6 protein-coding genes are annotated in these 6,825 nt (G+C 40.7%); all 6 read right to left on the bottom strand.

Annotated elements, in window-relative coordinates; genetic code table 11:
• Window positions 1-421 precede the first annotated feature (421 nt).
• Window positions 422-1,111, bottom strand: coding sequence for a pseudouridine synthase (locus L4C39_RS19730; protein WP_429747661.1), 690 nt, complete (start codon window positions 1,109-1,111; stop codon window positions 422-424).
• A 1,864-nt stretch (window positions 1,112-2,975) separates the two neighbouring features.
• Window positions 2,976-3,566: a hypothetical protein gene (locus L4C39_RS19725; protein ID WP_429747659.1), complete on the bottom strand. Its 591-nt coding sequence runs from the start codon at window positions 3,564-3,566 to the stop codon at window positions 2,976-2,978.
• Window positions 3,567-3,752: 186 nt separating this feature from the next.
• Window positions 3,753-4,604 carry an IS3 family transposase gene (locus L4C39_RS19720; protein ID WP_429747657.1) on the bottom strand — a complete coding sequence of 284 codons (852 nt, stop codon included), beginning with the start codon at window positions 4,602-4,604 and terminating at the stop codon, window positions 3,753-3,755.
• A complete protein-coding gene (locus tag L4C39_RS19715; RefSeq protein ID WP_429747655.1) occupies window positions 4,601-4,909 on the bottom strand; it encodes a transposase in 309 nt (102 codons plus the stop codon). The genes L4C39_RS19720 and L4C39_RS19715 overlap by 4 nt, the downstream gene beginning before the upstream one ends.
• 239 nt (window positions 4,910-5,148) lie before the next feature.
• Window positions 5,149-5,430 (bottom strand): hypothetical protein, encoded by a 282-nt coding sequence (locus L4C39_RS19710; protein WP_171757579.1) that lies wholly within the window; start codon window positions 5,428-5,430, stop codon window positions 5,149-5,151.
• A gap of 728 nt (window positions 5,431-6,158) precedes the next feature.
• Window positions 6,159-6,825 (bottom strand): leucine-rich repeat domain-containing protein (locus L4C39_RS19705; protein ID WP_429747653.1); only part of this gene is annotated, 667 nt, incomplete at its 5' end.

Genomic DNA, 6,825 nt, shown 5'->3' with positions numbered 1-6,825 from the left:
GAATAGCAAAGAATTCGAGCGAGAAACCTGACAACAAAGTGCGCTGAAGCCACGATTTTCAATGAAGTTCCCACCAAAAAGAAACCGCGCAAAATGAACTTGAGCCAACAAAACTTACTAACGAGGAGACTTGCGTGACGTTGCAGCTAATTAGCCGACAAACTTTCTACGTGCGATGGTCATTTTGATGGCATTTTTCACGAAAAGAACAGGTGTGTAGTTCGGACGCAGAACAAAGATAAACGGATAATTTAACCCTTTGAATCTTATGCAATATAACGCCCAATTAAGGTGCGACAACGCTGTAACACCCAAGCTAAGCCACTGCACCGTAAACACAAAATTCAAATCGGAGTGAAATCGGCAAGCGTTGGGAGTCACTCTTAAATTGTTTGTTAGACACAAATCACGTCCACTGTTTTTACTTGGTAAAGGACTGTATTTCTACGTCAGTCAAGTAGCGCCACTGCCCTACATCGACATCAAGATTAACCTTACCAATAGCTTCACGATGAAGTGATACCACTCGATTGCCAACAGCAGAAAACATCCGTTTTACCTGATGAAATTTACCTTCAGTAATCGTTAATAGAACCTCTCTAGAGCTAATGATTTCTAACGTTGCTGGGCGTGTCAGTTGCTGCTCACCTTGCAAATGAATGCCTTCTTTAAACTTGGCTTTTACATCGTCCGAAATTGGACGAGATAAACCCACACGATAAACTTTGCGGCATTCTTTCGTTGGTGTCGTGATATTAAACGACCAACGTCCATCGTCAGTAATTAACACCATACCTGTTGTATCCGCATCCAAACGACCCGCTATGTGAAGCTCCGAAACGTTATCAACGTTCAAATAATTGAACAGAGATGGATAAGCCTCATCAATATTAGAGCAAATAGTGCCCGCAGGCTTATGCATGAGAATATAGCGGAAATCACGAGCTTTTAACTTAACACCATTCAACAATACCGTATTATTTTCATGAACTTGAGTTGCCTCATTCATAACAACATCGTCATTGACCATAACCCGGCCAGAATTAATCTGATGGATAGCTTCGTTTTTTGTTAACTCAGTGCTTTTACACACAAATTTATCAAGGCGCATTATCAGCAACATTTAGAGTAAAGAAGATCCCGACATTATCCTTTCTCACTGCAAATAAGCAACAATCGACTAATAAATAGGTAATTTATGAGCCTTTGTGTATAACGCCCAATTAAGGTGCGACAACGCTATAACACCCAAACTAAACCATTGCACCGTAAACACAAATTTCAAACCGGAGTGAAATCGCCAAGCGTTAGGAGTCACTCTTAAATTGTTTGTTATATTGCCCGCACGATAGAGCCAAGTTTAGCGCCAAGGTGCTGAATTGGCTACAAATCTACTGGCTTTGAACTCAGAAGTAAAACGGATAGTTCGAAACTCAACTATAGACAACGAAATGCACTTGGCTAAGAAGCGAAATGAGCTGAAATTAGCGTCATTCGATTAGCCTAAATGACAAAGAATTCGAGCGACAAACCTGACGGCAAAGTCCGCTGAAGCCACAATTTTCAATGCAGCACCCACGAAAAAGAAGCCGCGCAAAATGAACTTGAGCCAGCGAAACTTACTAACGAGGAGACTTGCGTGACGTTGCTGCTAATTAACCGACACTCTTTCTACGTGCGATGGTCATTTTGGTGGCAACTTTCACGAGACGAACAGGTGTGTAGTTCGAACGCAGAACAAAGATAAACGGATAATTTAACCCTTTGAATCCTATGCAATATAACGCCGCGTTAAGTGGCGAGCAACGCTACCACTGCACTCAAGACATTATGCCATAAACACTGATGCATATCTTTGAACTAAAGCCACCAAGTGTTGGGAGTCCGTCTTAAACGCTTTGTTATATTGCCCGCACGACAGAGCCAAGTTTAGCGCCAAGGTGCTGAATTTACTACAAATCTACTGGCTTTGAACTCAGAAGTAAAATGGATAGTTCGAAACTCAATCATAGACAATAAAACGCACTTGGCTAAGAAGCGAAATGAGCTGAAATTGGAGAAATTTGAGTAGCCTGAGTGACACAGAATTCGAACGAGAAACCTGACGACAAAGCGCGCTGAAACCACAATTTTCAGTGAAGTTTCCACGAAAAAGAAGCCGCGCAAAATGAACTTGAGCCAGCAAAACTTACTAACGAGGAGACTTGCGTGACGTTGCAGCTAATTAGCCGACAAACATTCTACGTGCGATGGTCGTTTTGATGGCATTTTTCACGGAACGAACAGGTGTGTAGCTTGAACGCAGAACAAAGATAAACGGATAATTTAACCCTTTGAATCTTATGCAATATAACGCCCAATTAAGTTGCAGACCAACGCAAACCTGAACCCAAAGCAACGCACCGATTACACCCAAACCATTTGGAACTAAAAATGCCACGCGTTGGCTGTCAGCTTGAATTGTTTGTTAGGTGATTAATTTAACACCTGATTTTACCAACAAAAAAGACGCTTAGAGTAGCTTTACGCTCTGAATGAGAAGGGACGCCCTTTTCTCTTTTACTGCTGCCTATGAATGAAAAACCGATAAATTCAAATTAGAACGATTTCAAAGCAAAAATACCACGCTGTAGCATGTCCGCGAAATTCACCCACTGAAGGTTATTTTGACGATTGACTCGCAGCTAATAGAAGCTGAACTTGCACTCAAAACTGTAAAAATACGCCTTTTAACATTCATAATTTCAGATTCAAAAACCACGATTCATTGAGCCAACTAACAGCATCAAAACCAGTAGAAACTCTTGGGAAAGACCATTTCACCAGACCACACCTAACGCCGCATTAAGGTGTGAGCCACGCAACAACAAAACTCAACTTTAACACCGTAATCACTGAACTCAACCCAGACCAAAAATGCCAAGCGTGGGGAATCAATCTTAAATGCTTTGTTATGTTTTTTAGCCTGAGATAAATTATTCTTGATTGAGTTTTCTGCCTAGATTAAACGCAATTAATGGTAGAAACAGTAAAAACATGAAAAATGTTAGATAAATAGCCGTTCCAAGCGGGGAAAATATCAAATCTAGCGCTTTGTTATGCCAACTAACACCGTGTCTCTTAACTAAAGCCTCATAGTCTAGTCCTCTGATATCTGAGTCAATTGAAACGATCATTTGCTCATACGCTTTCGCCTCAACAAGCTCAACCAGAAATTCGTCAATTCTACTTGAATGTTTTTCAAACATTTTGATAGCATATTTACAGTATCTTTCTTCATATTTATGGGAATTTTTGATCGAAGCTATACATAACTCTAAAGAATCCTTTGCGATTAACATTCGGTTATGGTTACCAATATCTCCCGTTTTATTTAAGTACTCTTCACTATGCTTTTCAGAAGCATTTTGGAGATATAGAGGCGTACCGACAGCAAAGGCTACTATGAGAGCCCACCAAAAAACATAAATAAAACCTCTCTTCCAGAATGGTCCATTACCTAATGAACTGACTTTTTTCATAATCGAGACGAAAGCGCTAGCCTCTTCTTCTGCTTTTTTGAACATACCCAAACCTCCAAGTGTCACCTGACGAAAAAATTAAGTCAGCTATCACATTGAAACCCAAAAGAACTGTATGCACAACCATACTGTACATAAAATCAGCTTGAATTTCCTGGATTGAGAAATTCCTCACAAGTTGTGATCGTTATCTGAAACTGGTGTACCCCACAAAAAGTAGACAGTACATAACTACATACTTTCGTACTCAACGGGACTGACATGCCCCAACGCTGAGTGTCTTCTTTTTCGATTGTAGAACACCTCGATATATTCGAAGATCCCCATTCGGGCTTCTTCGATAGTTTGATAATCTTCTGCGTAAATCAATTCGACTTTCAGTCGACTGAAAAACGACTCCATTACCGCATTGTCCCAACAGTTACCCTTACGGCTCATGCTTGGCACGCCTCCATGCTTTCGCATGAAGTCCTGATACTTATAAGCTCTGTATTGTACACCACGGTCTGAGTGAACTAAGACGCCTTTCGGCGGCTTGCGTGACTTAAACGCCATTTTCAAAGCGTTGGTGATGAGCAGCTCTGTCATRTTGATATCTAATGACCAGCCCACAATGCGTCTCGAGTGAAGGTCTAACACTGTCGCGAGGTAGAGCCAACGGCTCTTTACCCAGATATAGGTGATATCGGTGACCCACTTCTGATTGGGACTCTCGGCTTCAAAGTCTCTACGCAATAAATTATCGGCGACATTCGTCATCGCCGCGACATCTTTACTGTATTTAAACCCTTTTCCATTGCGAGCCTTAATACCCTTTTTCGCCATAATATCAGCAATATAATTCAMACTGCAGGCATAGCCTGCTTTGTTTAACTCTTCAGCTAAACGAACTGAACCATACCTAGCTCGATACTCGGCAAAGGTACACATAACTAGCTGTTCAAAGCGGCTTCGGCGCTTTGCTCGCTCGCTAAGCGAGCGAYCTAACCATTTGTAATAACCACTCGGGGACACACCTAATGCACAACACATAAGAACAACGGCATACTCACCCACATAACTTTCGATAAACTCGTACTTCACTCTTGCTGCTTCGCGAAGTACGCCGAGACCTTCTTTAGGAATTCCATTTCATCTTTAAGTCGCTTGTTCTCGCGCTTAAGCGCTCGTAGTTCTTCGGATTCTTTCTTAGAATAATCAACACCGTCTAAGGTGTTAAACTGTTTATCAGACAAGCGGTTAAATTGACGCTTCCAGTTAGCAATCTGCTGGGCGCTGACGCCCAACTCTTTTGCAACGGATGTGGCTGTGCGACCTGAAAGCTCGGACAGACGAACTGCTTCTTTGCGGAATTCTTCAGTGTACGCTGGATTACGATGTTTAGCCATAAATCACCTCTCAATTAGACCCTAGATCTAACTTAGTAAAGTGTCTACTAAACGTGGGGTACTCGGAAACATAACGCCCAATTAAGGTGCGACAACGCTATAACACCCAAGCTAAACCATTGCACCGTAAACACAAATTTCAAATCGAAGTGAATCTGCCAAGCGTTGGGAGTCACTCTTAAATTGTTTGTTAGATTTTTTATTTCGTATCAATCAGTTAAAGTCAGATAAATACGAAACTAACGAATTGATACACCCTCAATTTCAATAACTGAATTCGCATTGGCTCGTTCGATAATTTTAACCAAGGCAGATTGAATTACCTCGTTTTCTCTAGCATCAGTTTCACTTGAAAAACGCTCTTCTTGAACCTCTGATTCCTCGCCAAGAAGAAACTGAACAACCACTTCATTTGCAAAGTCAGACCTTTCACCGAAGTAAGATAATGTGATTTGAGGGTAACCTTTAAAGCCTTTTTTGACCTGTTTCGCGATACGTTTCTTAGCTTTATCCAAATTCATATTAAATCCTTGTAAACACTGAAACTGAAAAAAATATAACGCCGCATTAAGGGGTGAACAACGCTGCCACCCAACCTAAAGCATTGTACCGTAAACACTAAATCTGAAGTATAAGCAAAAATGCCAAGCGTTGAGAATCCCTCTTAAATGCTTTGTTATATTGCCCGCACGACAGAGCTAAGTTTAACGCCAAGGTGCTGAATTAGTTACAAATCTGCTGATTTTAAACTCAGAAGTAAAATGGATAGCTCGAAACTCAATCATAGACAACAAAACGCACTTGGCTAAGAAATGAAATTAGGTAAATTAGAGCCATTCGATTAGCCAGAATGACAAAGAATTCGAACGAGAAACCTGACAGCAAAGTGCGCTGAAGCCACAATTTTCAATAAAACCCCCACCAAAAAGAAGCCGCGCAAAATGAACTTGAGCCAGCAAAACTTACTAACGAGGAGACTTGCATGACGTTGCAGCTAATTAACCGACATATGTTCTACGTGCGATGGTCATTTTGATGGCAACTTTCTCGAAACAAACAGGTGTGTAGCTCGGACGCAGAACAAAGATAAACGGATAATTTAACCCTTTGAATCATATGCAATATAACGCCCAATTAAGGTGCGACAACGCTGTAACACCCAAGCTAAACCATTGCACCGTAAACACAAAACTCAAATCGGAGTGAAATCGGTAAGCGTTAGGAGTCACTCTTAAATTGTTTGTTAGGGCTAAATTTCGTAAGCCTCAAACCAACGACATTTAAGGTTTGGCTTCTTGCTCTTTAAAGAAGAGAAGTGCTCTTTCGTTGTAAACCTAGCGCAAGATAATACACGTATCTTAGGTAAATCTGCTAAGCACAGTATTGATTTATCTGTAAGGCTCACTGACGTTAAAAACAATGCTTCTAAATTTTGCAATGTACTGATTGGCTGCAAAGATAAGACCTTTTGATTTGTATACATCGTCCCTTCAACACCTAAACTTATGAGCTCTGTAAAACCCGATAGACATTCTAAATTGTTTAGTTTTTTCGCACCCTCTATAAATAGATAGCGCAAATTAGGTAGGCTTGCTAAAACCTCAAAATTTTCAGCCTTGCTGACTCCTGAAATTTTAAGCGTTTCCAACTTATTCAAATTAATCAATGGAAGTAACGTGTCTGACGATAGCCTCTCAATTTCCAAATATTCTAAGTTTTGCAGTTCTGCTATTTCACTAAGGAATTCACCGTTTACCTGCTTGGCTGACAAACGTGTAATTTGTTGTGAAAATGAACTGATGCCTTTGTGTGATTTTCCTTCACGATAAAATGAAACCCAACGCCAATCTAACTCAATGTCATTTATGTTGGTGACACAACGAGACCATTCCGACCAGTTCTGATTACATCTATAC

The sequence above is a fragment of the Vibrio clamense genome (assembly GCF_050337905.1).
Taxonomy (GTDB): domain Bacteria; phylum Pseudomonadota; class Gammaproteobacteria; order Enterobacterales; family Vibrionaceae; genus Vibrio; species Vibrio cortegadensis.
Note: the sequence above shows the minus strand (reverse complement) of the source record. Positions and strands in the feature narration are given on the sequence as shown.